At 34.6% G+C, this 3,147-nt stretch carries 4 protein-coding genes; 3 read left to right on the forward strand and 1 reads right to left on the reverse strand.

Translation table 11 applies throughout. From position 1 onward, the window contains the following. Positions 1 to 268 precede the first annotated feature (268 nt). Positions 269 to 664, forward strand: a complete 396-nt coding sequence (locus ACE199_RS23350) for a hypothetical protein (protein WP_375351902.1) — start codon at positions 269 to 271, stop codon at positions 662 to 664. 113 nt (positions 665 to 777) lie between these two features. Then, positions 778 to 1,302: an SMI1/KNR4 family protein gene (locus tag ACE199_RS23355; protein ID WP_375351903.1), complete on the forward strand. Its 525-nt coding sequence runs from the start codon at positions 778 to 780 to the stop codon at positions 1,300 to 1,302. 128 nt (positions 1,303 to 1,430) lie between these two features. Here ACE199_RS23355 and ACE199_RS23360 read toward each other — a convergent pair whose 3' ends face one another. Then, positions 1,431 to 1,631: a hypothetical protein gene (locus tag ACE199_RS23360; protein WP_375351904.1), complete on the reverse strand. Its 201-nt coding sequence runs from the start codon at positions 1,629 to 1,631 to the stop codon at positions 1,431 to 1,433. A gap of 204 nt (positions 1,632 to 1,835) precedes the next feature. On the opposite strand from ACE199_RS23360, the gene ACE199_RS23365 reads away from it, so the two are divergent. Further along, positions 1,836 to 2,579, forward strand: a complete 744-nt coding sequence (locus tag ACE199_RS23365; RefSeq protein ID WP_375351905.1) for an NADPH-dependent oxidoreductase — start codon at positions 1,836 to 1,838, stop codon at positions 2,577 to 2,579. Positions 2,580 to 3,147: the final 568 nt, after the last annotated feature.

Below are 3,147 nucleotides of genomic sequence, written 5' to 3' on the forward strand. Positions count from 1 at the left end.
TTGTCGGGATCTAGTCCCACGGGTGCGTCCGTTCTACCCCGGCTACTATCAATCTATAAATTGAATAAAAAATAGTCAACCAGATTTCTCTGGCTGACCTTATAATACGAACGGGTGCGTTAGCACAATAACTAAAGATCAATTTTTGAAGTTCTTTTTAATTTTTTAATCTTCCACAATCGGGCGCGTTTCCGGAACTCAGAAAAAGCTACTTCTTGCTAATTAATTTTGAACACTTCCACCACTAAAAATGGAGGATCGAGATAAAATGAAGAAATTTCCCTCAAATCTAATATCTACTATGTTTTATACAATATTTGTAGTAAGCACGATGATTTCGTTATTTATTGTATATAAGAATATTGATAATTCATTTGCTTTTAAATTTGTTATTGGCTATGTTGTTTTTCTTATGTTATTTCTTTTTTATTTCATTGTGGCAACTGTAATCAATATGAGAAATTTAAAATGGTTTGATATTAGAAAAAGAATGTATAGATTTATTTCTGCTTTTGTTCTCCTTAGTGGGACGAGTATTATTTATTATTATTTTTTTAGATCGGCAGAAATAGATTATTATAGAATTTTTTCTATTGCGTTAGGTTTATCTTTAGGGATAGCTTTTTTAGATTTAGCGTCCTTTAGAAAGAAAAATGTAGATTAACTTTTTATTCAGCTAAGGGGCGCGATTGCTCAATAAGAGCCGTCACTTCTTGTGCTAAGACGCAGTATAGTTTAATAACACATAGGTTAAGGGTAGATGAATGAGGTGATAACTTGGAGTTCTATAAAGGTAAAGGTGAATTTTGGGATGAAGGCGAAAAACCTATATTGGATTTAGATATTAGAATTGCTGAGGAAAAGTTAGAGGTTAAACTTCCTCTGTCATATATAGAATTACTAAAAGAACATAACGGTGGTACTTTAAAATATCCAAACATTTTTATTGAGGAAAACGATAAGGAACGATTTACAATTCCAGAGATATACGGAATTGATTTTGAAGGCGAACAAAATGGTGTAGGTATCCTTGCTTCTAAGTATTGGATTAACGAGGTTGGTCTGCCTGAACCTATAATAATTCTATGGGGTGATTATCATAGTTGGATTACTTTAAACTATGAGGAAAATACTGAAAATCCCTCAGTAGTTTACTTTTACGAGGATTACTTATCAGACAATGAGAAATGGAAACAAATAAAAATAGCAAATGATTTTGATGCTTTTTTAAGAAAACTATCTCGTGGTTCTATTTTAGACCCTAAAAGATTAAAACCGAGTTACGGGAGAAAGAAAAAGTGAATGAATTTTGTTCAACTACCGGGTAGCTTGAGTTTAACAACGAGTCGTAGCTGCGACTCTTTTTCTTGTTCCACGAATGTGGCAGTTTAGTTAAAGGAAGAGATGTTAATTACAACATCTCTTTTTACTTAAAATTCTCGGTCATCTTCAGTTTTCAGCATTTCCTCATCTATGATGTCAACTAATTCTTGAATACTAAACATATATAGAACAGCCTCTTTGTCAACATCCTCAATATGAATTTCAGCTTGAATCCGTATTTTTGTCGGTTGTCCTTTATAAATAACATCAAAGGTTCCAATTTCTTTTACTTCGTTGTCTTCTTTCATTTACTTTTCTTTCTATTCTTCAGCAAATGCTGAAAGCGTCATTTTTTGTGGGACAATATATTCTAAAAATAAAATCAGGTAAACCCAGGTTACTTTATCCACTTACAGGTACTTATGCAGATCTTTATATTTGTTTTATAATTTATATTAGTGTTAGCATTTACTTAGCCTATTAATTATTTATTGAAGGTGAGGTTTATAATTGTGAATGAAGTGATAAAATCATTGAAAGCTCATCGTTCTTTCCGTTCGTACCAAAACAAGGCGGTGGATGAGGAACAGCTGGATCAGATTATCCAGTCGATTCAGGCATCTCCCAACTGGATTAATGGACAGCAGTATTCTATTATTGCTGTGAAGGACGAAGAGCGCAAGAAGAAATTGGCAGAGCTTTGCGGAAACCAAAAACATATCGAAGAAGCACCTGTTTTCCTGGTCTTCTGTGCGGATTTTTACCGAACTCATCTAGCATGTGAAATGGAAGGTACAACAATAAATACAACAGATGATATTGACACACTCATTGTTGGCGTGACGGATGTTGGGATTGCCCTTGGTACAGCTGTTACAGCGGCTGAGTCTTTTGGTCTCGGAACCGTGCCGATTGGCGGGATTCGCAGAAATGCGCTAGAAGTTATTGAGATGCTTGGCCTCCCGGAATACGTAATCCCAGTGTCCGGCCTTTGCATTGGTCATCCTGCTGAAGACACTGGCCAAAAACCGCGTCTTTTAAAAGAAGCGGTTTACCATGAAGAAGTTTACAACCGTGAACAGGGACCCCTTCTCGAGGAGTATAATGAAAGGTATTCCCGTTACCTGCAGGAAAGATTGAAAAACAACCGTGTTGGAACTTGGACGAAAGTTGTATCTTCCTTCTTCAGCAAACGTTATTATCAAGGTATTGCTGAAATGCTGAGCAAGCAGAAGTTTCCAGGGGGTAGGTTGTAGTTGTCGAAAAAAATCAATTAGATATGCATGTCCCGTTTTATTATAAAAAAAGAGGTTGTCCTACCAGGCTTACTTTAGGGGCGTAATCAAACTATTCACTTCAATTTAGGGGATTAGACCATATGGTTGACTTCACTTCTTCCACAGGAGAACAAGTAGCAAATCATAGATGGGTAACAAAAAATGAATTATCAGCAGTTGAATAAAGTGTAGATTTCAGAAAAAATGATAATTTTAATAAGTTTTTTAAGAATCACTCCTTTAGTCTTTTAGGGGTGGTTTTTTGTTAGGTATTTACTTTGAATCATTTTAATATTTATGGGTGGGGAGTGTGAAAAACTGCAAAAATAATTCATTTTGTTAAGTTTTATAGTACATAAACTAATGGTTTCCGAACATACTAATAAAATGTTTTGGAGGTGGGTTTTATGGATAAAAAAGACTTTTGTGTTTGATAAGTTAGATTTGAGCCACTTTTACACGATTTGATCACATAAAAAATGAGCCACCTAATTTCCAATTCTATAAACCTCTCTTATGATAGAAAGTGACCAAACTTACTACATTT

Source organism: Peribacillus sp. Hz7, from assembly GCF_042136355.1.
Classification (GTDB): domain Bacteria; phylum Bacillota; class Bacilli; order Bacillales; family DSM-1321; genus Peribacillus; species Peribacillus asahii_A.